The sequence below is a fragment of the Rhodococcus sp. BP-160 genome, assembly GCF_019836205.1.
Taxonomy (GTDB): Bacteria; Actinomycetota; Actinomycetes; order Mycobacteriales; family Mycobacteriaceae; genus Rhodococcoides.
The window spans coordinates 188551-212741 of sequence record NZ_JABUEK010000005.1; the positions used below are offsets into that span (position 1 = coordinate 188551).

General features: G+C 69.1%; 29 protein-coding genes and 1 tRNA gene. 11 read left to right on the forward strand and 19 right to left on the reverse strand.

Annotated features, from left to right (window positions below; translation table 11 throughout):
* Positions 1–13: 13 nt before the first annotated feature.
* Positions 14–1567: an Hsp70 family protein gene (locus HQ306_RS18910; protein ID WP_222633131.1), complete on the reverse strand. Its 1554-nt coding sequence runs from the start codon at positions 1565–1567 to the stop codon at positions 14–16.
* Positions 1568–1665: 98 nt separating this feature from the next.
* Positions 1666–2232, reverse strand: a complete 567-nt coding sequence (gene dcd / locus HQ306_RS18915; protein WP_027506388.1) for a dCTP deaminase — start codon at positions 2230–2232, stop codon at positions 1666–1668.
* Between the two features lie 71 nt (positions 2233–2303).
* Here dcd and HQ306_RS18920 point away from each other — a divergent pair.
* The 3 genes from HQ306_RS18920 (at position 2304) to HQ306_RS18930 (ending at position 4758) form a co-directional block, all read left to right on the forward strand.
* Positions 2304–2377: transfer RNA gene (locus HQ306_RS18920), tRNA-Gly, on the forward strand.
* A gap of 172 nt (positions 2378–2549) precedes the next feature.
* Entirely contained in the window at positions 2550–3356 is an 807-nt protein-coding gene (locus HQ306_RS18925; RefSeq protein ID WP_027506389.1) for a transglutaminase family protein, read from the forward strand.
* 73 nt (positions 3357–3429) lie between these two features.
* Positions 3430–4758: a lipase family protein gene (locus HQ306_RS18930; protein ID WP_222633132.1), complete on the forward strand. Its 1329-nt coding sequence runs from the start codon at positions 3430–3432 to the stop codon at positions 4756–4758.
* Between the two features lie 110 nt (positions 4759–4868).
* Here HQ306_RS18930 and HQ306_RS18935 read toward each other — a convergent pair whose 3' ends face one another.
* The 6 genes from HQ306_RS18935 to HQ306_RS18960 all read right to left on the reverse strand — a co-directional run bounded on the left by HQ306_RS18935 (position 4869) and on the right by HQ306_RS18960 (position 7635).
* On the reverse strand, positions 4869–5093 hold the full coding sequence (locus tag HQ306_RS18935) for a hypothetical protein (RefSeq protein ID WP_027506392.1): 225 nt from the start codon (positions 5091–5093) through the stop codon (positions 4869–4871).
* A gap of 16 nt (positions 5094–5109) precedes the next feature.
* Positions 5110–5547, reverse strand: coding sequence for a hypothetical protein (locus HQ306_RS18940; protein ID WP_027506393.1), 438 nt, complete (start codon positions 5545–5547; stop codon positions 5110–5112).
* Positions 5544–6002 (reverse strand): Fur family transcriptional regulator, encoded by a 459-nt coding sequence (locus HQ306_RS18945; protein ID WP_308115511.1) that lies wholly within the window; start codon positions 6000–6002, stop codon positions 5544–5546. The genes HQ306_RS18940 and HQ306_RS18945 overlap by 4 nt, the downstream gene beginning before the upstream one ends.
* 46 nt (positions 6003–6048) lie before the next feature.
* Positions 6049–6222, reverse strand: a complete 174-nt coding sequence (locus tag HQ306_RS18950) for a CDGSH iron-sulfur domain-containing protein (RefSeq protein WP_082544411.1) — start codon at positions 6220–6222, stop codon at positions 6049–6051.
* A 49-nt stretch (positions 6223–6271) separates the two neighbouring features.
* Positions 6272–6949 (reverse strand): methyltransferase, encoded by a 678-nt coding sequence (locus tag HQ306_RS18955; protein ID WP_308115512.1) that lies wholly within the window; start codon positions 6947–6949, stop codon positions 6272–6274.
* 101 nt (positions 6950–7050) lie between these two features.
* Positions 7051–7635, reverse strand: a complete 585-nt coding sequence (locus HQ306_RS18960; RefSeq protein ID WP_027506396.1) for a TetR/AcrR family transcriptional regulator — start codon at positions 7633–7635, stop codon at positions 7051–7053.
* A 227-nt stretch (positions 7636–7862) separates the two neighbouring features.
* On the opposite strand from HQ306_RS18960, the gene HQ306_RS18965 reads away from it, so the two are divergent.
* Positions 7863–8777 carry a DAPG hydrolase family protein gene (locus tag HQ306_RS18965; RefSeq protein WP_222633133.1) on the forward strand — a complete coding sequence of 305 codons (915 nt, stop codon included), beginning with the start codon at positions 7863–7865 and terminating at the stop codon, positions 8775–8777.
* Between the two features lie 9 nt (positions 8778–8786).
* On the opposite strand, the gene HQ306_RS18970 is transcribed toward HQ306_RS18965, so the two are convergent.
* Positions 8787–9491, reverse strand: coding sequence for a GAF and ANTAR domain-containing protein (locus HQ306_RS18970; RefSeq protein WP_222633134.1), 705 nt, complete (start codon positions 9489–9491; stop codon positions 8787–8789).
* Between the two features lie 95 nt (positions 9492–9586).
* Between HQ306_RS18970 and HQ306_RS18975 the strand changes: the two genes are divergently transcribed.
* The 3 genes from HQ306_RS18975 to HQ306_RS18985 are packed head-to-tail and all read left to right on the forward strand — an operon-like array spanning position 9587 to position 12825.
* Positions 9587–10648 carry an NAD(P)H-binding protein gene (locus tag HQ306_RS18975; RefSeq protein WP_222633135.1) on the forward strand — a complete coding sequence of 354 codons (1062 nt, stop codon included), beginning with the start codon at positions 9587–9589 and terminating at the stop codon, positions 10646–10648.
* Positions 10649–10693: 45 nt separating this feature from the next.
* Positions 10694–11608 carry an SDR family oxidoreductase gene (locus tag HQ306_RS18980; protein WP_222633136.1) on the forward strand — a complete coding sequence of 305 codons (915 nt, stop codon included), beginning with the start codon at positions 10694–10696 and terminating at the stop codon, positions 11606–11608.
* Positions 11609–11643: 35 nt separating this feature from the next.
* Positions 11644–12825, forward strand: a complete 1182-nt coding sequence (locus HQ306_RS18985; RefSeq protein ID WP_027506400.1) for a zinc-dependent alcohol dehydrogenase — start codon at positions 11644–11646, stop codon at positions 12823–12825.
* A gap of 8 nt (positions 12826–12833) precedes the next feature.
* Here HQ306_RS18985 and HQ306_RS18990 read toward each other — a convergent pair whose 3' ends face one another.
* Positions 12834–13196, reverse strand: a complete 363-nt coding sequence (locus tag HQ306_RS18990) for an STAS domain-containing protein (RefSeq protein ID WP_056443708.1) — start codon at positions 13194–13196, stop codon at positions 12834–12836.
* A 207-nt stretch (positions 13197–13403) separates the two neighbouring features.
* Here HQ306_RS18990 and HQ306_RS18995 point away from each other — a divergent pair, with 207 nt between their 5' ends.
* Complete coding sequence (locus HQ306_RS18995) at positions 13404–15338, forward strand: acetoacetate--CoA ligase (protein ID WP_222633137.1); 1935 nt, start codon at positions 13404–13406, stop codon at positions 15336–15338.
* A gap of 9 nt (positions 15339–15347) precedes the next feature.
* Here HQ306_RS18995 and HQ306_RS19000 read toward each other — a convergent pair whose 3' ends face one another.
* On the reverse strand, positions 15348–16205 hold the full coding sequence (locus HQ306_RS19000) for an NmrA family NAD(P)-binding protein (RefSeq protein ID WP_222633138.1): 858 nt from the start codon (positions 16203–16205) through the stop codon (positions 15348–15350).
* A 144-nt stretch (positions 16206–16349) separates the two neighbouring features.
* Here HQ306_RS19000 and HQ306_RS19005 point away from each other — a divergent pair, with 144 nt between their 5' ends.
* Positions 16350–16748 carry a helix-turn-helix domain-containing protein gene (locus tag HQ306_RS19005; RefSeq protein ID WP_222633139.1) on the forward strand — a complete coding sequence of 133 codons (399 nt, stop codon included), beginning with the start codon at positions 16350–16352 and terminating at the stop codon, positions 16746–16748.
* On the opposite strand, the gene HQ306_RS19010 is transcribed toward HQ306_RS19005, so the two are convergent.
* On the reverse strand, positions 16745–16978 hold the full coding sequence (locus HQ306_RS19010) for a DUF3072 domain-containing protein (protein ID WP_027506404.1): 234 nt from the start codon (positions 16976–16978) through the stop codon (positions 16745–16747). The genes HQ306_RS19005 and HQ306_RS19010 overlap by 4 nt on opposite strands.
* A 167-nt stretch (positions 16979–17145) precedes the next feature.
* On the opposite strand from HQ306_RS19010, the gene HQ306_RS19015 reads away from it, so the two are divergent.
* Positions 17146–17307, forward strand: coding sequence for a hypothetical protein (locus HQ306_RS19015; RefSeq protein WP_222633244.1), 162 nt, complete (start codon positions 17146–17148; stop codon positions 17305–17307).
* Positions 17308–17339: 32 nt separating this feature from the next.
* Here the strand turns inward: HQ306_RS19015 and HQ306_RS19020 are convergent, their stop codons facing one another.
* The 3 genes from HQ306_RS19020 to HQ306_RS19030 all read right to left on the reverse strand — a co-directional run bounded on the left by HQ306_RS19020 (position 17340) and on the right by HQ306_RS19030 (position 20627).
* Positions 17340–18803, reverse strand: a complete 1464-nt coding sequence (locus HQ306_RS19020) for a PLP-dependent aminotransferase family protein (protein ID WP_222633140.1) — start codon at positions 18801–18803, stop codon at positions 17340–17342.
* Positions 18804–18847: 44 nt separating this feature from the next.
* Positions 18848–19210, reverse strand: a complete 363-nt coding sequence (locus tag HQ306_RS19025) for an LGFP repeat-containing protein (protein WP_051613506.1) — start codon at positions 19208–19210, stop codon at positions 18848–18850.
* A gap of 127 nt (positions 19211–19337) precedes the next feature.
* The gene (locus tag HQ306_RS19030; RefSeq protein ID WP_027506406.1) at positions 19338–20627 is read right to left on the reverse strand and encodes an adenylosuccinate synthase; all 1290 of its coding nucleotides are present in this window, start codon (positions 20625–20627) and stop codon (positions 19338–19340) included.
* Positions 20628–20919: 292 nt separating this feature from the next.
* Between HQ306_RS19030 and HQ306_RS19035 the strand changes: the two genes are divergently transcribed.
* A complete protein-coding gene (locus HQ306_RS19035; RefSeq protein ID WP_027506407.1) occupies positions 20920–21582 on the forward strand; it encodes a hypothetical protein in 663 nt (220 codons plus the stop codon).
* Here the strand turns inward: HQ306_RS19035 and HQ306_RS19040 are convergent.
* From HQ306_RS19040 to HQ306_RS19055, 4 genes are read right to left on the reverse strand one after another with little or no spacing between them, the layout of a single operon-like run.
* Positions 21579–22421, reverse strand: coding sequence for an energy-coupling factor ABC transporter ATP-binding protein (locus tag HQ306_RS19040; protein ID WP_222633141.1), 843 nt, complete (start codon positions 22419–22421; stop codon positions 21579–21581). The two genes, HQ306_RS19035 and HQ306_RS19040, sit on opposite strands and share 4 nt — an antisense overlap.
* A complete protein-coding gene (cbiQ, locus tag HQ306_RS19045; RefSeq protein ID WP_222633142.1) occupies positions 22418–23173 on the reverse strand; it encodes a cobalt ECF transporter T component CbiQ in 756 nt (251 codons plus the stop codon). The genes HQ306_RS19040 and cbiQ overlap by 4 nt, the downstream gene beginning before the upstream one ends.
* Positions 23174–23500 (reverse strand): energy-coupling factor ABC transporter substrate-binding protein, encoded by a 327-nt coding sequence (locus HQ306_RS19050; protein ID WP_222633143.1) that lies wholly within the window; start codon positions 23498–23500, stop codon positions 23174–23176. It lies immediately after the preceding gene.
* Positions 23493–24176, reverse strand: a complete 684-nt coding sequence (locus HQ306_RS19055; RefSeq protein WP_204869804.1) for an energy-coupling factor ABC transporter permease — start codon at positions 24174–24176, stop codon at positions 23493–23495. The genes HQ306_RS19050 and HQ306_RS19055 overlap by 8 nt, the downstream gene beginning before the upstream one ends.
* Positions 24177–24191: the final 15 nt, after the last annotated feature.

The following is a 24191-nucleotide window of genomic DNA, read 5'->3' on the forward strand; positions in this document are numbered from 1 at the left end:
CCCGCCCGATGGATCAGTGCGCCGTGGTGGGCTGGGCGCTGGTTGCCGCGGGCGTGGTCGTCCGAGTCGTCGTGGACGTCGGCGACGGAGCCGCAGATGTCGTCGTCGTGCTGGTGTTCGAGTTCGGCCGCCGTGTCGTGGTGAGCTCCGGCGTCTCCTCCGGCTCGTCCTGTACCGCGGTGGAGGGTGCCGGGGCGGGCGTCGGGCGCTGGGAGATCGAGGTCGACGGCGTGACGCTCGACGGTGCTGCGACGGGCGTCTCCGTGGACGGCGCCGGCGCGGCGGTGGCGCTCGACGACGCCGCCGAGGGCGAGGCCGGCGCCGCGTCGACGCGCGGGGCAGTGCTGGGCACGGTGGTGGCAGTGGGCGTGGCGTCGACGGACGACGTGACGACGACGCGATCCGTCGCCTGCACGGCCTCGGTCTCCGACCGTCCCGACGCGCCGGCGGCCGCGCCGAGGGTGACCGCGGCGACGAGCGCCGTGGTTCCCACCACGACACCAGCGCGGGACCGACGTCGCCGCGTGGAGCGGGCGCGTCGAGGAGCACCGGTGACGACGCGCGGCGTGGGCAGCGGTGGTCGAGCGGTCTCCGGCTCCGGCGCCACCTCGGGTTCCGGAGTGTCAGCCGGCTCCGCCGCTGGGGTGGAAACCGGCTCCGCCACCGTGGTGAAGGCGGCCGTGACCTCGTCGTCCGCCGGCGGCGCGGCGACGACGGGCAGCGGCACGGCGTCCACGGCGGGGGGCACGACGGTGGAGAGATGTGCGGCGCCCATCGCCGCGAAGAACTGCGGCCAGCGCGGCGTGATGACGGGGACCGCGACGCGGGCGGCGATGTCGCGGCGCACCGACGGGATGTGCGCACCGCCGCCGACCAGGAGCACGGCGTCGGCTCCCCGGGCCACGGCGTCGTCCACGAGGTCGACGAGCATCGCGGTGGGCTGGGCGATGAGAAGTTCGAAGTCGGTGCGGCGCAGGCGAACCGAGTCGGTGACGAACGGCCCCGACAGGTCGACCGCACGCTCGTCGGACAACATCTCCTTGGCCGCGAGACTGTCTCGGGCCAGAGTGCGCACGGCCGCGGGGCTCATCTTCTCGGCAGCACCGAAGGTGGTGGACAGGTGATCGGTGACCGCGGCGTCGATCGCGTCACCGGACAGTTCCGTGATGCCCACGCTCGAGTACAGGTCACCGGTCTGCGTGTCCAGGACGTGCACGCGCGTGCCGACCCGACCGAGGTCGACGATCGCGAGGGTGCGAGCCGAGTCGACGCAGCCCTCCATCCGTGCGGCGGCCAGCAGCGCGTCGCACTCGGCGACGAGTCGGACTCCGCCGGGACCGTAGGTGCTCTCGGGGTCTCCCCCAACGGCGATCACCGGCGCGTCCGGACCCACGCACAGATCCGCGGCCATCTCGAACGCTGCCGCAGCTGCCGCGGACAGAGGATGGTCGGATCCGGTGGCGAGCGAGCGCGCCTCGACGACCCGGCCCTCCGGGTCCATCACGACTCCGCGCACGCACCCGGTGCTCATGGAGACACCGAACGTTTCCGTCTCGGTTCGCATCATGGATCACCACCATCGGCTGTCGGAGTTTCAGACAGACCGATAGTAGAGCGTCAAACCGGGCATAGCAACGTATACGACGGCGAAAACCGACCGTAGGTCTACTGGAGAAAGTTCAAATAAGCCTTCGACGGGGTCGGACCGCGCTGTCCCTGATACTTCGATCCCAGCGCTGAGCTGCCATAAGGATTGATCGCCGGACTGGAGAGACGGAACAAGCAGAGCTGCCCGATCTTCATGCCCGGCCACAATGTGATGGGCAGATTGGCGACATTCGAGAGCTCAAGCGTGATGTGTCCGCTGAAGCCCGGATCGATGAAACCCGCCGTCGAGTGTGTGAGAAGTCCCAGCCGGCCCAGACTCGACTTGCCCTCCAGTCGCCCCGCGAGATCGTTCGGCAGGGTCGTCAGCTCGAGCGTCGACCCGAGCACGAACTCGCCCGGATGCAGAACGAACGGCTCCCCCTCGGCGGGCTCCACCAAGGTGGTCAGCTCGTCCTGCTGCAGCTTCGGATCGATGTGGGTGTAGCGCGAGTTGTCGAACACCCGGAACAGCCCGTCCAGGCGCACGTCCACACTCGACGGCTGCACCATCGCCTCGTCGAACGGTTCGATGCCGAGCGTTCCGGCATCCACCTCGGCCTTGATGTCGCGATCGGAGAGCAGCACGCACAGAGACTATCGACCGAGCCCGCCGAGGCCACCCGGGCGCCCTGCTAATCTTCAGGGCAGCACCACCGGCCGATGTAGTTCAATGGCAGAACATCAGCTTCCCAAGCTGAATACGCGGGTTCGATTCCCGTCATCGGCTCCACGTCTCCCCTCGCCGCCGGGCGATGGTGGAACCCAGACCCCGGATTCCGGGGCCCACATTCCACGATCCAGGCCCGCGGTCGTCCCACTGTGTCCAGCGACACGCGTCGTTCCTGGTCAGGCTGGGTACACCTCCGCGCACACCCCCTCTCCCCCCGGAAACGAGCACCTCCATGACCGAACGCGTCGTCTCCGCACGCCTCGATGTCGACATCACGGCCGCCAGCACCCTGGAGTTCCAGATCGCCGTGGCACCGCATCCCGGCGCGCAGGTCGCCGAGACCCTCTCGTTCGTCCTGGACGGGAAGACGGTCGAGGCCCGCGAGGTCAGCGGAGCCCACGGCAACCGGATCCACGTCCTCGAGGCGCCGGTGGGCAACCTGCAGGTCTACTACGACGCGACCGTCACCGGGAACGCGGAGCCGTCCCCCGTCACGGATCTCGATCGCTCGGTCTACCTCCGTCCGAGCCGGTACGCGGAGGCCGACAAGTTCTTCGGCTTCGCCGCCACGGAGTTCGGCAGCGAGTCGGACGACGCGGTGCTGTTGTCGGAGGTGTCCGACTGGGTCGGCCGTCGACTGCACTACGTCCCGGGGAGCAGCGATCCCATCGACGGTGCGGCGGACACGCTGCTCGCCGGTGCCGGCGTGTGCCGTGACTACGCGCACCTGGTCGTCGCGATGCTGCGCGCGCTGAACGTTCCGGCTCGTCTGGTCGCCGTCTATGCACCCGGATGCGACCCGATGGACTTCCACGCCGTCGCGGAGGCCCTGGTGAACGACACCTGGCACGTCGTGGACGCGACGTGCCTCGCACCTCGGTCGACGCTGGTCCGGATCGCGACCGGACGCGATGCGGCCGACACCGCGTTCCTCGACAACCACAAGGGTTCGATCACGCTGAACAGCTCCACGGTCACGGCCGTGGCGACCGACGGCCTGCCGAAGGACGACATCCACGAGCTGGTCTCCCTCACCTGATCCGGCGCATGCGTCGGTCGCCTCCTGCGTCGTCGGGTTACTGTGACTCGACGAATCAGGAAGCGAGACGCACATGAGCATCGAACGAGATGCAGCGTTCACGGGTGGGCGAGGGACGGCGGCGGACCGGAGTACTGACTCCGACGATGCCGTCGAGCGGCTGACGACGACGCCGAACAAGGATCCGTTCTACCGCTCCCCCGCCGGGTTCGAGAAGGCCGAGCTGGGGGCCGTGCTGCGGTCGCGCCGTGTCGAGATCGCCCTGTTCGGCACCATCCGCCAGCGCGTGTCGGCATGGCAGCTGCTCTACCGGACGTCCGACATGCACGGCGAACCGCGCACGGGTGTCACCACGGTCCTGCTGCCGGCCGGCGCGGTTCCGGGTCGGAGCAGGCCGCTGCTGTCCTACCAGTGCGCCATCGACGCCGTCTCGGACCGCTGCTTCCCGTCGTACGCGCTGCGGGACGGAGCACACGCCCACGGCGCCGTGCCCCAGTTCGAGCTGCTCATCATCCTGTACGCGCTGCGCCGCGGGTGGGCGCTGTCCCTGCCGGATCACGAGGGCATGGACGGCCGCTGGGGTGCACCGATCGAACCCGGATACTGCACTCTCGACGGCATCCGCGCCGCCCTGTCCTTCGCACCTCTGGAGCTCGACGACTCGGCGCCCGTCGCACTGTGGGGGTATTCGGGCGGCGGGCTGGCCACGTCGTGGGCCGCCGAGGCCGCGGACGAGTACGCGCCGGAGCTGAACGTCGTCGGTGCCGCGCTGGGCTCGCCCGTCGGTGATCCCGCGTCGGCGTTCTCCCGCCTCAACGGCACGATCTTCGCCGCGTTGCCCATCATGGTGGTCGAGGGTCTGCGCCGCACCTACCCCGATCTGGACCGGACGATCCGCGATCACGTCGCGCAGCCCGGCATGACCATTCTGTCCTCGCTCGAGCGCAAGACCACGGTGCACGCCGTTCTGACGCTGCTGATGCACGACCTCGAGCGCTACACCGACATCCCGCTCGCCGACGTCATGGCGACCCCCGAGCTGGTGCAGATCTTCCAGGACATCCAGCCGGGCAAGTCCGCACCGAGCTTCCCGCTCCTCATCATGCAGGCGGTGCACGACCCCATCATCGCCGTCGACGACGTGGACGGGCAGGTGGAGCGGTACCGCACCGCCGGCGCCCACGTGACGTACGTGCGCGACCGGCTCAGCGAGCACCTGTCGCTGCACCCCATTGCCGCACCTGCGACGCTGAACTGGCTCGCCGATCGCATCGCCGACCGCCCGGTGCCCCCGAACACCACCGAGACCGTGTGGTCCTCGGCCCTGTCGGTGTCAGGTGTCCGCGGGCTGCTCGGGCTCACCGTCTCGACCGGTCGCGCTCTGCTCGGCCGGGTCCGCTAGGCGGTCGTCGCCGGAGTCGCGGCGCGTCGGCTCGATCCCGAAGTCGGGTGGCCCCGACGCCTCCGCGAAACCGGACGGCTCCGAGTGCTTCTCGTCGGACGTCGACATGATCACGCCCCGAGCTTGTCGATCATGTCGTTCAGCGCGGTGGCCGCCGTCTCGAGTCGCTCGGGTGACCGGTCGTCTCCCAGTTGCTCGACGAGTGCCGCCTTGGTGGTCACCAGAACGGCACCCGAATCGTCGTCGGTCATCGTCAGTTCACCGTCCCGCATCACCAGCAGCGTTCCGTCGGGTGCGTCGAGCACGCCGCGCACCGTGTCGCTCGTCATCGTCATCGTGTCCATCCTCCTGTCAGGGTGTTGCCTCGTGACCGCGCTTGCCGTGCGTGCGTCGATCCTCCTTCATCTCCGCCTCGAAGACGTGACGGCGGCCGTCCATCAGGTCGTCGCGGATCCGGCGTTCGTGCTCGCGCGCGGTGGTCCAGTACCCGTCGTCGAAGTCCTCGACCATCTGGAACGTCCACCGACCCTCGATGACGTTGCGGCCGATCACCTCTCGCTCCAGTGCGTCCGCTGCGTCACCGTGCCCGGCGTCGCGGAGCTCGTCCGCGGCAGAGCCGAACTGGAGATCGGCGTGGCCCATCAGCTGGTGGAACGTGTACAGGTGGCCGCGGGCGCGTTCCACCCACTCGAGGGCCTCCGAGACCGAACCGACGGCGGACACCGTGGCATCGTCGGACCCGTCCGGACGGTGGTGGTCCGTCAGCATCTTCTCGCGATCATCGCTCATACCTGCTGGTTACCCGTCCGGCAGTCACGACACACACCCCAGAAGAAGACGTCGACGCCGTCGATGTCGAAGTCGTCGTCCTCCGGCTCGGGAGCGCGTCGACGCACATCGGAGGTGAGGGCCGTGTCGAACACTCGGCGGCACTGCCGGCACATCAGATGGTGGTGGTCGTCGCCGTCGACCCGAAGTTCGTACAGCGCGGGCGAATTGGCGGGCTCGATGCGCCGCAGCAGGTCCACCGACACGAGTGCGTCGAGGTTGCCGTAGACGGTCTGCCGCGACATCCCCTGGCTCTTCAGCGTGCGAGCCACGTAGCCGGCGTCGACGTGTGGGTGCCGCGCCACGACGTTCAGCACGCGAAGGCGCGGGCGGGTCACGCGCAGCCCGCGCTCACGCAGTACCCGACGCCACTCCTCTTCCGACGAGACGACCGTCGGCTGTTCCCTGGTGTCCACGACGCCGGAGTGCCCCCGCAGGGCGCCGTGAAACGTCCGGGCCGTGTCAGTCGTCGCGACCCCGGTCCTCGGTGGTGGACGCACGGATCTTGCGGCGATGGCTGGTGTCGCAGAAGGGGTAGTTCTTGCTGCGTCGACACGCGCAGAGAGCCACCATGAAGCGGTCGGACCGCACGCGGGTGCCGTCCTCCATCTCCACGTCGACGGGCCCCTCCACCATCACCGGCCCGCCCGGAACCACCCGGACGAGCCGTGCTGCGGGAGCAGCGTCAGGCGCGTCGGGCACGGACGACCACCAGTTCCTCGGAGCGCCGACCCGGCTGCAGGGCGCCCGTGGCCTCGAGCCACTCGGCGCGCGCGTGCATGACGGGACCGAACGCGATGCGACGGCGAGCTACCACGTCGACCGTGGTGCCGGACCGCATCAGACGCTCGATCGTGCGGTCTACACCGGCGAACTCGGACTGCACGATCAGCATGGTGCCGCCCGGAGTGAGGAGATCGAAGGCATTGTCGCACAACGGGTCCAGGACGATGCGACCGTCGGCGCCGGCGTCCCACGCACGGTGCACACCGCGCCCCTCCGGCGCGGTCGGCGACGGTACGTACGGCGGATTGGAGACCACGAGGTCGAACGGCGCCTCGGCGAGGGCGTCGATGAGCGTGCCCTGTCGCGCATCGACCTCGACACCGATGCGCTCGGCGTTGTCCAGGGCGCACGCGACGGCGCGAGCATCCAGGTCGTAGGCGAGCACCTCACGTGCACCGAGACACGCAGCCTGGAGTGCGAGCACTCCGGTACCCGTACACAGATCGAGGGCACGCGCACCCAGGGGCGACGCCGCCACCGCCATGACCTCGCAGAGCAGTCTCGAATCGTCCTGGGGGGCGTACACACCGGGGTGTGCACGCACCATGCTGATCGTGTCGCGATGAATCGTCGTCACACGAGAACCTTCCGTCGGCGCAGATGCGCTGGCAGCATCTGCCGCCTTTCTTCAGGAATGGCATTCCCGAACGGACGCGATTCAAACGCGGGACCGGCGCGTCACCACCTCCGAGCGATGATGGAGACGATGCGCGGAATCTCCTCGTCGGCAAGCGGTTCGACCCCGATGACCACCTGGCGGGTGAGCAGACCGTCCACGGACATGGCGAACAGTTCCGCCGACGCCACGGTCGCGGGGTAGCCCGCCTCGCTCATCTTGGACGACACCAGGCCGACGAACGCGGCCAACTGGGCGTCGAACGCCGCCTTGAGTTCGGGCCGCACCAGACCCTCGCCGAGAAGGTGGTGCCGTGCGACGACGCGGCCGCGATGCTCCTCGCTGCACATGTCGCGGACGAACCCGACGACGGCGTCGACCACGGCGTCGTGATGCCAGGTGTCGAGTGCGAAGTGCCGACCGGCGACCTCGAGATCTCTCCGGAACACCTCGTCGAGCGCCAGCGAGAGCAGGGTTGCTCGATCGGGCGCGTGATAGTTGACGGCGCCGGCACCGAGACCGGTTGCCTGATCGACCGCACGATGAGTGAACCCACGGGGACCGCGTTCGGCGAGCACTTGCACCGCGGCGGCAGAGATGAGTGAGCGCCGACTTCTGGGCTTCTCCACCGTCTCACCATCACTCATTGGTGAGATGTTACGGCCCTGACGTGCCGGTACCACCATCACCGGTCACGGTCGGCTCACGATGATCGCGCCGGCGGAACGGGCTGATCGAGCCCGCTCCACCGTCCCCCGACTGCCGCGTCACGATCATGACAGGCGTTGAGGGTACACCCGTCTCGGCACGTCCGCTCGTGCTTGACACCGGGGTCGCCGGCGTCTTTTCTGTACAGATGTTGAGGAATCGGGCCATGAGTCGTCGCGGGATGTTGGGAGCGGCCGCCGTCGCCGCGGGAGCGGTCACGGTGGGGATCGCCCCGCGCGTCCGCGCAGCGCCGACACTCCCCTCGGCGGCCTGCGCCGTTCGCTACCCCGGCTACCGCGGCGCCGACTTCGCGCTCCCGTACGCCCGCTACATGCAGGCCCGGACCGCCCCCGCGCCGCAGGTCGTGACCGACGCCTTCGCCGGCCCGGCGCTACCGCCGGGAGCGGTACCTCGGTTCGAGGACATCACGCGCGATCTCGGCCCGACCGGGACGTCCGCCGTGGAGACCGGGTACGGCCAGGGCGCCGACGGGGTGGTCTTCGTGGCAGTGCGCACCGTCATGCCGAGAGTCACTGCGGCCATGTGGGACTGGTGGTTCGGGTGGCACTCCAGCGAGGCCGCGCGCTACAAGCTGTGGCATCCCGACGCGCACCAGTTCGCCGCCCTGGACACCGACCTCACCACCGCCGACCTCACGGACCGGCAGAAGTACATCGGCAACACCACCTACGTCGACGAGTACGTGGGGCCGAAACTGCAGCAGCTCGGGATCAACTTCCGAGACCCGGTGGCGCACGGGTTCACCGTGCCGTCGGATCAGACCATCGTCTTCGGCCGCGTCGGGAGCAGCATCGCCCCCGTGGACCTGGGGTGGCTCGCCCACCAGGTTCGCCCGATCGAGGGCGGCGCCGAGATGCGCAGCCGGTTCCACCTGAACCTCCGCGGCCTGCACGTACCGAACGTGACGCAGGCCGCGTGTGCGGTGGCCCGTGGTGCGTCGGTCGATCCGACCGATCTGCAGCTGAGCCTCGACCTCGGTCGTGATCTGCTGATGCACTGCGGGCAGGAGATGAACCACCTCGCGGCGTTCCTCCCCGAACTGCACGCCGAGTTCTCGTGACCCGGCACCTCAGCGAGCCGACTCGGACCCCTTCTCCACCAGCTGGACCGACAACCGGCCGATCGGGGTGTTGGAGTCCTGGGACAGCCTGGTCAGCAGGGTGAAGGCCTGCTGGGCGTCGACGCCGAAACGCTCCATGATCATGCCCTTGGCCTGCCCGATGACGTCCCGGGACGCCAGGGCCGAATGCAGTTGATCCTCGACCCGACCCGCTGTCAGAGCGATCGCGGCATGGGTGGCGAGCGCCTCCCCGACCATGATCGCGTCGTCGGTGAAGGCTCGGGGCTCGAACGCGAACAGGTTCAGGGCACCGAAGGTGTCGCGGTGGGTGAAGAGCTGGAAGGAGAGCGAGCTCCGCACGCCCTCCGCCAGGGCGATCGGCGCATACTTCGGCCACCGGGTGTCGGTGGTCAGATCGTCGGCCCGCACCACCGCGGTGGTGGTCGCGGCGTCCAGGCACGGGCCCTCCCCGAACTCGATCTGAGCCGCGTCGAGCCGCGGCGGAAGAGACGACGTGGGCCCGTGCGAGGTGAACGACGACCTGCCCGAGATCGCCACCACGTCGGCGGCGTCCGTTCCGGGAACCAGATCGAGGGCCGCCTCGGTGACCCTGCGCAACGTGTCGTCGAGATCGGTGTGCGCCGTCAGGTCGCGAGCGAACGCCGCCAGCGCCGACGCGATGTCCGACGGCTCCCGTTGTCGAGACGCGTTCATCCGACCTCCTCGAGCAGCAGCGGGCATGACACTCGGCACAGATTGACCGCGACCGGGGACGGGTAAACCAGGATCACTCACTCGAAAGGCATGTCTTGCGCATCCTGGTCACCGGGTCCACCGGCTACATCGGCTCACGTCTCGTTCCCATCCTGCTGGGCGACGGTCACGACGTGCTCGCCGCCATGCGCGACGACAGCAAGGCGTCCTCCTTCAGCTGGGAGGACGACGTGACGCCGGTCCACTTCGACATCACCGACGAGAAGTCCATCGACGCCGCGCTCGAGGGTGCGGACGCGGTCGTCTACCTCGTGCACTCGATGGACGACGGCGACTTCGTGACCAAGGATCGCGAGGCCGCGCAGGCCGTCGCGCGCGCCGCGGAGAAACACGGCGTGGGCCGCATCGTCTACCTGTCCGGCCACGTGCCCGACGACGACGAGGACCTCTCCGACCACATCACGTCCCGCCTGCAGGTCGAGGAGGTGTTCCTCAACTCGTCCGTTCCGGCGACGGTGTTCCGGGCGGCCATCATCCTCGGGTCCGGCTCCACCTCGTTCGAGCTCGTACGCAGGATGGTCGAACGGCTCCCGGTCACCCCCGTGCCGAGCTGGATGGTGAAGAAGGTGCAGCCGATCGCGACGACCGACGTCCTGCACATCATCGCCGCCGCTCTCGGGGACGAGCCCATTCCGGGGTCGTACGACATCGGCGGGACCGAGGTGCTCACCTACCCCGAGTTGCTCACCCGCTACGCGACCATCGCCGAACTGTCGCGGCCCCAGTTTCGCGTGCCGCTGGTTCCCACACCGATCGTCGGGCGAGCCGTCGCCGCCATCACACAGATGCCGCCCGGCACCGTGATCTCGTTGGTGGACAGCCTGCATCACGACATGATCGTCCGTCGCGGCAACGCGGCCACGGACACGTTCGCGCACGCCGTCGACTCTCTCGTGGGTATCGACGAGTCCATCAGGCGGTCGCTGACGGTCAGCTCGCACGACGGCACCGACGCCGAGGGCACCGCCGACCCGCAGTCCGCGGCGGACACCGACCCCTCGTGGGCCGGCGGCGTCGTGTCGATCGGCCGAGACGGACGGGTGCGTCACGACGTGTCCGGACGATTCTCGCGAGCGCTGTTGCACCCGCGTTCCTGAGGCGGGACCAGGATTCCCGGTCGGGAACGCGGGTACCCGGCCGGTATGACTTCGTCGAACGGCTCGATCGACCAATACACCATGAGAGACCCGCGTACCGCCTACCCGACGCCGGATCGCGAGGGGCAGCAACCGATCTCGCATCCCGGGCTGACCGAGGACATGCGGACCACCCCCGACCACGGGGAGTCCACCTACCGCGGATCGGGGCGGCTCACCGGTCGGAAGGCACTGATCACCGGAGCGGACAGCGGCATCGGCCGCGCCGTCGCCCTGGCGTTCGCGCGCGAGGGCGCCGACGTCGTGCTGTCGTACCTCGAGTCCGAGGAGCCCGATGCGCGCGAGACGGTGCGGCTCGTCGAGGAGGCCGGCCGCCGGGCCGTCAGCGTCCCCGGTGACATCCGCGACGAGGCGCACTGCGACGCCCTGATCGACACCGCGGTGCGCGAACTGGGTGGTCTCGACATTCTCGTGAACAACGCGGCGTTCCAGATGGCCCAGAGCGGCGGTATCGCCGACATCACCACCGAGCAGTTCGACCGCGTACTGAAGACCAACCTGTACGCGTTGTTCTGGTTGTCCAAGAAGGCTGTGGCCGTGATGGATCCGGGCTCGACCATCGTCAACACCTCCTCCGTCCAGGGCGTGAGCGCCTCACCCGAACTGCTCGACTACGCCACCACCAAGGCCGGCATCATCAATTTCTCCAAGGGGCTCGCGAGCGACGTCGCCCAGCAGGGCATCCGCGTGAACGTCGTGGCACCCGGACCCATCTGGACACCGCTGATCCCGGCCACGATGCCGTCGGACAGTGTCGACGGTTTCGGCGACCAGGTGCCGCTCGGACGTCCGGGACAGCCCGCGGAACTCGCACCCGCGTACGTGTTCCTCGCCTCGGGCGAGTCCAGCTACATCACCGGGCAGGTCATCGGCGTGACCGGCGGTTCCCCGATCACCTGAGCATTCCCGCATCCGCACGACACGAAAGGCACATCATGAGAGCAGTGACCTGGCACGGCAAGCGCGACGTCCGCGTCGACAACGTCCCGGATCCGACGATCCAGGATCCGACGGACGCCATCATCGAGGTGACGTCCACCAACATCTGCGGCTCCGATCTGCACCTCTACGAGGTGCTCGGGCCGTTCATGAACGTCGGTGACATCCTCGGCCACGAACCGATGGGCATCGTGCGCGAGGTCGGCAGCGCCGTGTCGACGCTGGCGGTGGGCGACCGCATCGTCGTCCCGTTCCAGATCTCGTGCGGCTCGTGCTTCATGTGCGATCAGTCGCTGTACACCCAGTGCGAGACCACCCAGGTACGCGAGACCGGTATGGGCGCAGCACTGTTCGGCTACTCCGAGCTCTACGGATCAGTGCCGGGCGGCCAGGCGCAGTACCTGAGGGTGCCGCACGCCGACTTCACCCACATCAAGGTCCCGGAGGGCCCGAGCGACGAGCGATTCGTCTACCTGTCCGACGTACTGCCCACCGCGTGGCAGGCCGTGCAGTACGCGGGGGTGCCCGAGGGCGGCTCGCTGACCGTGCTGGGCCTCGGTCCGATCGGCGACATGGCGGCACGCATCGGCACCCATCTCGGATACCGCGTCATCGGCGTCGACCGCGTACCCGAACGGCTCGAGCGTGCCCGCGCTCGCGGCATCGAGACGGTGGATCTCCGGGCCCACGGCGGGCAGGTGGGGGACGTCGTCCGCGAACTGACCGACGGCCGCGGTACCGACTCGGTCGTCGACGCGGTCGGAATGGAGGCCCACGGCTCACCGGTGGCGAAGGCCGCGCAGCAGGTGGCGGGTCTGCTCCCGGACGCCCTCGCGAAACCGTTCATGGAGAAGGCCGGAGTGGACCGCCTCGACGCGGTCTACTCGGCGGTCGACATCGTCCGCCGGGGCGGCACGATCTCACTGTCCGGCGTGTACGGCGGCGCGGCGGATCCGATGCCGATGATGACCATGTTCGACAAGCAGATCCAACTGCGCATGGGTCAGGCGAACGTCAAGAGGTGGGTCGACGACATCATGCCGTTGCTGACGGACGACGATCCGTTGGGCGTGGACGATTTCGCGACCCACACCCTGCCGTTGACGCAGGCGCCGCACGCCTACGAGATTTTCCAGAAGAAGCAGGACGGAGCCGTGAAGATCATCCTGCGTCCGTGACGAGCGGGTCAGCTCGCGAGCGGCTCCGGTTCCACCGAAGCCACGACCGGCACGAGACGGGTGAGGCCGAGGACACCGAGAGTGCGCCGCACCCGAGGTGACGGCGAGATCACGACGTCGATCGCGGTCGGGGCGTCCGACAGGACGTCCTCGATCGCGGTCACGCCGGCCGAGCTGAAGAACCGGACGTCGGTGAGGTCGACGGTGACGGGGCCGTCCGAGACGGCCGCTCGGAGGCAGCGGGTCAGGTCGCGCGCGGTGACGAGGTCGACGTCGCCACGGACGGCGACGATGCGGCGGCCGTCGTGGCCTGCGTGGACGACGACGTCGAACGGGCTGGAGGAGTGGTGGGAAGGAGCAACCGTGGTCATCATGTTCCTTCTGCGGCGCTGCTCGGACGCGGTGTCTCGCACCGGTACCGTGGGTGTAGCGAAGGGCCCTGGGCTGGACCGCCTTGCAGATAATTTTGATCGATCGACATCGCGGTTCGGCGAACCGGAACATCACGATCAGGTCACGGTGGGTAACGGAATGATCACGGCGCCGGGCTCGCCGAGCGGGTTCATCAGACTGTCCTCATGAACCCCCGCCCTCTCGCCCGGTTCTCGGACTCGGTCGCCACGTTCACGGGACGCTCGTCTTCCGACTACGGCGCGTTGCATCGCTGGTCGGTCGACGAGCCGGAACAGTTCTGGGCCGGCGTCAGCACCTTCTTCGACGTGCCGCTCACCGGTCACGAGTCCGTCCTGTCCCCCTCGGAGGACCCCCGCGTGTTCAGCGGGCGGCAGTGGTTCCGGGGTGCCCGCGTGAACTACGTGGATCGCGTACTGGCGTGGTGCGACCGGTCACCCGAGTCCGTGGCGATCATCGACGACACCGAACCGGGCGGGCTCGGCACCCGCACATCGTCCTACGCGGAACTGGCCGAGCAGATCTCCTCGATCGCCGCCGCGCTGCACCGCCTCGGCGTGCGGAGCGGCGACCGGGTGGCCGGTTACGTCCCGAACACGACCGAGGCCGCCGTCGCGTTCCTCGCCACCGCCGCACTCGGCGCCGTCTGGACCTCGTGCGGGCAGGACTACTCCGCAGCCGCCGCGGTGGACCGGCTCGGACAGCTCGAACCGACGGTGTTGGTGACCGCCGACGGCTACCGCTTCGCCGGTGTGGACCGCGACCGCCGGGACCAGGTGGCGGTACTGCAGGCCTCGATTCCCTCCCTGCGCGCGGTGATCGCCTTCTCCCGACTCGGCACCGACGTAACCGGAGCCGTCCGATGGGACGATCTGCTCGACGAGGGGCGCGGTGGCCCACGGGTGCTCCCCGAGCCTGTCCCGTTCGACCACCCACTGTGGGTGCTGTTCTCCTCCGGCACCACCGGGCGCCCCAAGGGCATCGTTCACGGACACGGCGGTGTTCTGCTCGAGCACCTCAAATCTGCTGCGCTGCAGTCGGACATGACCGAGGACGACGTGTTCCTCTGGTACACCTCACCCAGCTGGATGATGTGGAACTACCTGCTGGCCGGGCTGCTCGTGGGCTCGACCGTCGTCTGCTACGACGGCAGCCCCGGCCATCCGGACGCCGGCGCACTGTGGGAGCTCGCGGCGCGGCACCGCGTGACCGTGCTCGGCACCAGTCCCGGGTACCTCCTGCACTGCGAGAGTGTCGGGGTCGAACCGGCTCGGGCACAGGACCTCTCGGCACTGCGCATTCTCGGGGTCACCGGGTCGGTCCTCCCCGCCGCGGCGCACGGCTGGGTGGCGGAGCACGTGGGGCGGTCGGTGCACCTCGCGCCGGTATCGGGCGGCACGGACGTCGTCAGCGGATTCGTGGGAGCGCCCACCGGGGTGCCCGTGGTCCCCGGCGAGATTCCTGCCGTGAATCTCGGTGTCGCTCTGGAGGCGTGGAGCGACGACGGAACCCCGCTGGTGGACGAACCGGGTGAGATGGTCATCGTCGCGCCGATGCCGTCCATGCCCGTCGGGTTCTGGAAGGACCCGAGCGGTGACCGCTACGCCGACGCGTACTTCTCCACGTTCCCCGGCGTCTGGCGGCACGGCGACTCGATCACCGTGACCAGCAGGGGCAGCGTGGTGATCCACGGACGATCGGACGCCACGCTCAACCGCAACGGTGTGCGCATGGGCAGCGCCGACATCTACGGCGTGGTCGAGCGTCTGCCCGGCATCGCAGAGAGTCTCGTCGTGGGTCTCGAACGCCCGGACGGCAGCTACTGGATGCCGCTGTTCGTCGTCACGTCCGACGACGTGGAGCTCGATGACGATCTGCGCGAACGCATCTCGGCGGCGCTGCGGAGGGAGGCCTCGCCGCGTCACGTCCCGGACGACATCATCGAGATCCGCGCCGTGCCGCACACGCGGACCGGGAAGAAGCTCGAGATCCCGGTCAAGAAGATCCTGTCGGGTGCGGACCCGTCGACGGTGGCCGATCCGGAGTCGGTCGACGACCCCGACGCGCTGCGCTGGTTCGCGGCGCTGGCGCCGGGGTCCTGACCTGTCGGCTCAGCTCAGCGTGGCGCGCAGCGCGTCGACGGCCGAGACCGGCTCACGCTCGAGCAGTCGAGTCAGATCTCCCGACTCGGTGTCGAGGTCGCCGCGGGCGATGCCCGCGTCGGCGCTCGCCAGCATCTGCGCGACGGGCGCGGGCAGTCCCGCACCCTCGAGCGCGCCGATGTGCTCGTCGGTGCTCAGATCCTGGTACTCCACCGGCGCGCCGATGATCTCGGAGATCGCACCCGCCAGACCCTCGTACGTCAGACGCTCGCCGCCCAGCTCGTACACGGCGCCCGCCTGGTCGTCGGCGATCAGCACCGCGGCCGCGGCCGCCGCGTAGTCGGCCCGAGCAGCACCGGCCACGACACCCGACCCGCCGCTCCCGATGATGGCGCCGGTGTGCTGTGCCTGGCCGATCGACGCCGCGTAGTTCTCCCAGTACCACCCGTTGCGCAGCAGCACGGACGGCACGGAGGATGACGCGAGGCGCTGCTCGGTGGCGACGTGCTCGGGCGCGAGACTGATGCCGCTCGTCGGCGCCTTCAGCACACTGGTGTACGCGATGAGCGAGACACCGGCCGCCTCGGCGGCCTCGATGACGTTGGTGTGCTGCGGGATTCGCTTCCCGGGCTCGGAACCCGACACGAGCAGGAGCTTGTCCACCCCGTCGAGAGCGGCGCGCAACGCAGCGGGATCCGCGTAATCGGCGACGCGGACGACGACACCGCGCGCCGCCAGGTCGGCGGCCTTGGCCTCGTCGCGCACCACGGCCACGATGTCGCCCGCGGCGACCCCGTGATCGAGGAGCGATCGAATCACTGCGCTGCCGAGTTGTCCGGTCGCGCCGGTCACCGCTGTCGTGGTCATGAGCATGTCTCCCTGGAGAGTGAGCGTCGTCCGGCGCACCACGAGGGTGTGCCGCTGCGACCGATCCGGCCGTCGGCACCAATATGCACTTACTGTTCGTGCAGTGCAACATTCCTCGTAATCACTTACGGACCAGCTGGTAGGATGGCACTCGTGCCCGACACCGACCCGACACTCGAAGCCGACGTGTTCTCTCGCCACTGCTCGTCCCGCGACACGATGCAGGACATCACCAGTCGCTGGGGCCTGCTGGCGCTCGCCGCGCTGCACGAGGGGCCGTACCGGTTCGGAGCGCTTCGGCGGCGCGTGGAAGGGGTCAGCGAGAGGATGCTGTCGCAGACACTGCAGCGGCTGGAGCGTGACGGGCTGATCACCCGCACCGTGCTCGAACAGATTCCGCCCAAGGTGGAGTACGCCCTCACCGACCTCGGGCGCGAGACGGCGACCCGGCTCGTCGGCCTCATCGAGTTCGTCGAGTCGACGCTTCCGACCGTGACGGCCGCGCGCGCCGAGTACGACGCGCGCGGCACGGACGGGGTCTAGCTGGTTCCGCGGCCCGTCTCGGACTGCAGCTTGTCGATCATCTCGGACGCCTGCGCCTTGGTCAGGTCCGACGGCACCTCTTCGCCGGCCTCGCGGGCCAGCGTCTCGAGGTAGCTCAACTGGGGGCCGGTGGGCGGCTCGTCGCCGGTGACCCAGTCGGACGGATCCTTCTCCGCGCTCTGGTCGACGTCCGCATTGCCTGTCTTGGTGGTGTCATTCGCATCGCTCATACGTTCGACTGTACCCACGAGTACCTCCGCGCAAACCGACGCGAATCGGCGAGCGGGCAGCCGCCGAGCGCGCCGATCGAGATTCATTCCGGTTTACTCCGTAAGAAACCGATCCAAGTCTCGCGTTTCACAGAATGTTTTCAGTTCGAGGTGCTACAAACGGAATCGTGATAGTCGTCGTGGTCGTCGGAGTGGTGTGGCTGCTGGTCGCCGCGGGTGCCGCAGTGCTGCTCGGACGCGCCGCATCGCGCGGGGACCACGAGGAACTCGGCTCCGAGCTCCAGTGGGACATGGCCGAACTCGATCACGAGGTCTTCGGCTCCCGCTGACTGGCCGACCATTCTCCGTCGGCCGCCCCAAGTCACAGCACGACGGCAGAATAATCCCCGTCGGTCGGTTTCAGGGATTGGTACGCGAACGCAATTCGGTCGATCGCAGCCTCCAATCGATCGGCACCCTCCGTGTACGGCAGGCGCACGTGGCGCTCGAACGCCCCCTCCACCCCGAACCGCGGCCCCGCCGCCAGCGCCACCCCGTGCGCCGGCGCGATCGCGGCGAGAGCCGTGGACGCCGCGGCAGGCATCTGAACCCACAACGACAGGCCGCCCGGCGCCGGGTCGTACGACCAGTCCGGCAGGTGCCGCGCCAGAGCCGCCGTCAGTGCATCCCGGTTACCACGGAGTTCCGCGCGGCGGGGAACCAAGATCTCCTCGTGCCGCTCGATCAGTGCCGCGCACGCGAGCTGATCCATGATCGGCGTGCCGATGTCGACGGCGGCCCGCGATGTCGCCAAGCGAGAGATCAGCGACGGCGACGCCCTGATCCAGCCGACCCGCAGACCACCCCAGTACGCCTTCGACGCGGACCCCACGGTGACGACGGTGCCGGGATGCCCCACCGCCGCGACCGGAGCGGGCGGCGCCTCGTCCAGCCACAGGTCGGCCATCGACTCGTCCACCACCAGCGTGGTGCCGGTCCGGCGGGCGTTCGACGCCAGTTCCGCGCGGCCGGCGACATCGAGCAGAGCACCCGTCGGATTGTGGAAGTCGGGCAGCACGTACGCCATTCGGGCCCCCGTCTGCACCGTCGCGTCACGAATCGCGTCGAGGTCCCACCGCCGCGACGAGCGCGCCGATCCAGGGGACGAGTACTCCCGCGGCCTCAACGGAACGGGCACCGCGCGCGCCGCAGTTCGTCGAATCGCCTCCAGCGCATTGGGATACGTCGGGTGATCGACCACCACCCGGTCACCTGGCGACACCAGCACCTCGAGCAGCAGCCGCCAGGCCTGCTGCGCGCCGGACGTCACCATGATCTGGTCCGGCGACGTGGGCAGCCCCCGCTCGTCGTACCGGCGAGCCAGGGCCTGCCGCAGTGTCGCGAGACCGACCGGCTCGATACCGTGACCCGTGTAGTAGGCCGGAAGTGCCTCCAGCGCAGCGGCGTACGCCTGTGTCACCTCGTCGGACGGGGCGGTGACGGCGGCATGGGTCAGATCGATCACCGACGCCGCCGCGCGGGCCGGCCGCCCCGCCAGGGTGGTCCGCGGCAGTGCGACCGTGCTGCGGGAACCCTGCCTGCTCAACAGGTACCCCTCGTCACGCAGTGCCGCGTACGTGTTGGTGACGGTGGTGCGGGACAGCGACAGGGCTCCCGCCAGATCGCGCTCACTGGGCAGGGCGACGCCCAGGGGGATGCGGCCGTCGTGCACCAGGAGCCGGATCCCGTCGGCGAGTGCCCGGTAGACCGGCCGGTGCCGCCCCGACGGCCGCCAGTGCCCGAGGTCCCGCGAGAGAGTCGACGCACCGATCACGCGAGTCACCATGAGGTCCAGTATCCACCTCGGTGGACACCGGGGTGCAGTCCAGTTCAGGCGGTGCGGACGGATCCCATGAGGAATGCCCCGGTACCCGGGAGCCATCCGACGGTGCCGTTCTCGAACACGTTGTAGCGGCCGTGGCCCGTCGGAGTGCGCTTCTCATCGGTGAGCGGGTAGCCGAGCGATCCACTCGGGCCGCCGTGCGCGAGGTACCAGGCGAGGATGTCGCCGTGCACCTCGTGCGCGCCGCCCTCGGGGAGCGCGAAGACCATGGCGTGCTGGAACTCGAGCATCCCACCGCCGCGCGGCCCCAGCATCAGCTCGCCGACACGGTCACCGATCCACGAGTGCTCGAAGCTGAAACGCTCGAACTGGCACTGGAAGACCTCGAGCCCGACGTAGGTGCTGTCCATAGCGGTCCTCCACTGACCTGCTCTCGCCGAGAGGGGGATCCGTTTTGTTCCACCTCATAGCGAACCTGAGCCACAGTATGAGCCATCCTGGCGTTATCGTCACGCCATTTGTGATATCTCGACCGTGTCAGGACAGGATGTCGCGCCGCACGATGGTCTGGTCACGGCCCGGACCGACACCGATGTACGACATGTACGACCCCGAGAGCTCCTCGAGACGCAGCACGTACCTCTGGGCGTTGACGGGCAACTCCTCGAAGGTCCGCGCCCCCGAGATGTCCTCCCACCACCCGGGCATCTCCTCGTAGATCGGCTTCGCGTGATGGAACCCGGTCTGCGTCATCGGCATGTCGTCGTGACGCACGCCGTCCACGTCGTACGCGACGCAGATCGGGATGGTGTCGAGCGAGGACAGTACGTCGAGCTTGGTGAGGAAGTAGTCGGTGATGCCGTTGACGCGCGTGGCGTACCGCGCGATGACGGCGTCGAACCAGCCGGTGCGCCGGGCGCGGCCGGTGGTGACACCCACCTCGCCGCCCTGCTTGGCCAGGTACTCGCCCGACTCGTCGAACAGCTCCGTCGGGAACGGGCCCGAGCCGACGCGCGTGGTGTACGCCTTCAGGATGCCGAGGACGGTGGTGATCCGACCCGGGCCGACGCCCGAACCCACGGCCGCGCCGCCCGCCGTCGGGTTGGACGACGTGACGAACGGATAGGTGCCGTGATCGACGTCGAGGAGCGTGCCCTGCGAACCCTCGAGCAGCACCGTCTCGCCGCGCTCGAGCGCCTGGTTCAACGCGAGCCGGGTGTCGGCGATGCGGTGCTTGAAGCCCTCGGCCTGGCCGAGCACCTCCTCCACCACCTTCTCCGACTCGAGGGCGCGCCGGTTGTAGATCTTGGCGAGCACCTGGTTCTTGAATTCCAGTGCGGCCTCGACCTTCTGGGTCAGGATCTTCTCGTCCAGGACATCCGCCGCGCGCACTCCGACGCGGGCGATCTTGTCCTGGTAGCACGGGCCGATGCCGCGTCCGGTGGTGCCGATCTTGCGGGCACCGAGGAAACGTTCGGTGACCTTGTCGATGGCCACGTGGTACGGCATGATCAGGTGCGCATCGGCGCTGAGCAGCAGTTTCGACGTGTCCACGTCGCGCTTCTCGAGGCCGTCGAGTTCGGTGAGCAGCACACCTGGATCCACGACGACGCCGTTGCCGATCACGTTGTTCACACCGGGCGAGAGGATGCCCGACGGGATGAGGTGAAGCGCGAACTTGTCGCCGTTCGGCAGCACCACGGTGTGGCCGGCGTTGTTGCCACCCTGGTAGCGCACCACCCACTGCAGTCGCTCGCCGAACAGATCCGTGGCCTTGCCCTTGCCCTCGTCGCCCCACTGGGCGCCGATGAGGACGATTGCCGGCATGTGTTGCTCCATCACTCGGGTGGACAGCCGGACCATCCCGGGCTGTGGCACGTGTCGGAACGCACTTCGTGACGTGCGCAACGCGCACCGACCATGACCGGTGACACAGTGTACCGCCCGAGACGACACGTGCCGCTCACAGCCGACCGCACACCGTACTGCCTGGTCTTCTGTCGCGGCGGCACGGTCAAAGCGACGCGAAATCGAGACCGGGCAAGCGCCTTCCCGCGGTCCACGACGACCGTGTCCTGATTAGGGTGGGGCAGACCCGTCCGGCTGAGAAGGAATTCGCGTGACTCCGTTCGTCTTGCAGTGCGGCAGGCCCTTGCTGCCCATCGCGCTGTCCTCGCTACCGCTCACCGCGGTACCCGAGGTGCCGTCGAAGGAGGAGTGCGACGCCCTGCTCGCCGAACTCGACGCGGTGCACGACCCCCGGCTGATCGTGCTCGGCACCGACGCCTCGCTCGCCGCCGTCCTCACCCGGTTGATGCGGCGCGACCGACTCGACATCGAGCTCGCTTACGTCGCCGAGACCGCCAGCGAGGCCAGCCACCTCTTCCGCGTCGGCACCGGATCGCGCGCCGCCAAGGTCGCGCTGTCCGGCACCGCCTCCCCCACTCCCCTCATCCGTGACGACGCCGGATCGGCCGTCGTCGGACTCGCCACCGTCTCGGGGCCGTCGGGCCACCTCGTCGGCGAGGCCTACGTCGACGACACCAAGCTCTTCTCCGGTGAGGTGCCGGGCATCGAGGTCACCCCGACGCTCGAGATGCCGGGACTCCGAGCTCGGGTGCAGGGCAAGCGCGGACTGTTCCGCCGCCGCTGGATCACCGGACGGGCGATGCAACTCGGAGCCACCGCGGCGCGTCTGACGAAGGACGGCATCGACATCCCCCGCGAGACCACCAGGTCCACCATCTACCGCCACGACAAGCAGTGGTTGCTCGTACGTTAGCGCCGACTGATACTGCTGCTCAGCATCTTTCGTAGTTCTTCGGCGTCCCGTGGTCGCGATCCCGGTTCGAGCATGCCGTCCCGGACGAGGTCCGCCGCGAGCGCCAACGGCCACGGTGTCCGCAACCTGGCCCGTCCCAGCAGGTCGGTGTCCGACAGCAACGTCACCGGATCCCCCTGCACCACAGCGCCGTCCACGACCACGGCGACCGAGTGCGACCACTCCAGCGCCAGGGCCACGTCGTGTGTCGACAGCACCACGGTCGTGTGGTGATTCTCCAGGCGGTGCAGCGCGGCGAACATCTCGTCGACGCCCTGCGGATCGAGCCCGGCTGTCGGTTCGTCGAGCAACAGGATGCACGGCCGCATGGCCACGGCGCCGGCCGTCGCGACGCGCTTGCGCTCACCGTAGGACAGCTGGTGCGTCGGCCGGGACCACAGATGGTCGATGCCCATCACCTCGAGCGCCGCCTCCGTGCGGTCGCGCACCTCGTCGGTCCCCAGGCCGAGGTTCACCGGACCGTAGGCGACGTCTCGGTACACGTCGACCGAGAACAACTGATCGTCCGGATCCTGCAGCACCAGTTGCACTTCCTGGCGATGTGCCCGCAGGCCCGACCGGCTGTGGCGCAGTGCGACGTCGTCGATCTCCACCCGTCCGCCATCGGGAACGATCGCTCCGGACAGGCACCGCAGCAGGGTCGTCTTGCCCGAGCCGTTGGCGCCCAGGAGCGCCACCCTCGCCGCGGCGGGAACGCTCAGGCTCGCGCCGGCCAACACCGGCGGCCCGCCCTGATACCGCACCTCGAGGTCGCGGGCGGTGAGAGTGCGGTGGCTCATGCGCGATGCCCCAGCAGGGACAGCGCCACCACGGCTCCCAGCACCGCCACGACGGTCACCAGGAAGCTCGGCGAACTGCGCTGCCGGTCGACCGGATCCGCCGAGACCGCGTCGCCGAACTCGCGACCCGCCAGCCCCGCCTCGAGCCGCGAGGCCCGGTCCCACGACTTGATCAGCACAGCGGCCGTCAGCAGACCCGCGGAATGCAGTGACCGGCGCGGCGACGAGTAGCCGAGGCGGGCGGTCTGCGACTGGCGGATCGTGCGTACCGACGACAGCAGCACGAACAGGAAGCGGTACATCACGGCGGCGACGTCGATGCATGCCTGCGGTACCCGCAGCCGTCGCAGCCCGGACAGGATGTCGATCATCGGTGTCGTGACGGCCAGCAGGAGCACGGCCGACGTCCCGGCGATCGCGTGACCGGACACCTCCAGCGCTCGTCGCGCGCTGTCGGCCGTGACCCCGACACTCCAGTCCGGCGTGGCGGTCACCGTGACGGCGACGGAGACGGCGCCGAGGGCGATGAAGGCCGCCGGTGCGGTGAGCGCACGCAGCACCGGCCGGAGCGGTGTGCGGGCAGCCCCGACGGCCGCACCGAGCGCGACCACCGTGACGATCAGCGCGCCGGGCCACGGCGGGAGCAGCAGCGCGCACAGCACGAGACCCAGCGAGAGTACTGCCTTGTCCCCCACCGCGCGCGTGCGCCACGGACTGGCCCAGGCCGCGTCGTCGACCGCGAGACCCTGCACCTACGTCCGTTCGAGTTCGGTGCGGAGCGCGTCGAGCTTGCGCCGACCGCGCAGCGCCGCCAGCACGTACCCGAGGACGAGTCCACCCAGCGCGGCCTGCAGCGCGAAGAGTCCCGACTCCACCTCGCCCGACGTCGGCGAGAACACCGACTCGAACCACGGCACGTAGTCCGGGTGGTCCTCCTCGATCTTCGACGTGGCGGCCGAATCGGTACCGACGAACCGCTCCTCGTCGCCGCTGCGTCCCGCGTCGAGCATCAGCGCGGCGCCGACGATGAGGACGATCCCGAGGACGAGCAGCAGGTTGATCACGACGTTCCTACGCATCGACGGCACCCTTCTCGCGGCGGAGCACTCCGAGGTCCCGCAGCTCCGGCGTCGCCACGGTCCGCAGGACGCGGAACACCAGCACACCCAGCAGGCCCTCCGCGATGGCGAGCGGAATCTGGGTGACAGCGAAGATGGACAGGAACTTGGTGACGGCTCCGAGTACGCCGCTCTGCGGATCCGGGAACGCGAGCGCGATCTGCACCGACGTCGTGCAGTACGTCGACAGGTCGGCCAGCATCATCGCGAAGAACACCGACAGCGACAGACCACCGCCCAGCCGGCCGGTGAGACGGAACGCGGCGTACCCCACCCACGGGCCGACGATCGCCATGGAGAACGCGTTGGCGCCCAGCGTCGTCAGGCCGCCGTGCGCGAGCAGCAACGCCTGGAAGAGCAACACCACCGTGCCGAGGAACGCCATGACCGGCGGCTTGAACAACACCGCCCCCAGCCCAGTTCCGGTGGGATGACTCGAGCTGCCCGTGACGGACGGCAGCTTGATGGCGGAGAGAACGAAGGTGAAGGCACCGGCAGCACCCAGCAGCAGACGGCTGCGGGGGTTCTCCCGGACCTGGACGACGACGGCGCGAGCGCCGTGAACGACGAACGGCGCCGCGGCGCACGTCCAGACTGCCGCGTGAACGGGTGGCAGAAAACCCTCGGCGATGTGCACGAGTGGAACTCCTCA